Origin of the sequence: Paraburkholderia sp. SIMBA_027, from assembly GCF_046535315.1 — a bacterium.
Lineage (GTDB): Bacteria > Pseudomonadota > Gammaproteobacteria > Burkholderiales > Burkholderiaceae > Paraburkholderia > Paraburkholderia tropica.
The window spans coordinates 1-232 of record NZ_JAWRWY010001689.1 but is presented as its reverse complement, the minus strand read 5'-3'; the positions used below and the strand labels follow the sequence as shown (position 1 = coordinate 232).

General features: G+C 64.7%; 1 pseudogene. It reads left to right on the top strand.

The annotated features are described in order from the left end of the window. Positions 1-164, top strand: a pseudogene (locus tag SB764_RS44940) (replication initiation protein); the annotation flags it as partial. Positions 165-232: the final 68 nt, after the last annotated feature.

Genomic DNA, 232 nt, shown 5'->3' with positions numbered 1-232 from the left:
AGACGGTGGCCGGTTCGAAGGATCTCACGCTATCGCCGAAGAAGAAGGCGAGCAAGCTGGCGCAAACCAGTTTCTTCCGGTGGCTGGCGCTCGATACCTGGGGCGAACCGACCTCGGACGACCTGCTGGAATTCCTGCTGAAAAGCAGCCTCGCGACCAACTGATCGTTCGAGGCCTCGCGCCTGGCATGCGTCGCGCGCCGGACTGCGTCCGGCTACGCGGAGCCGTGCAG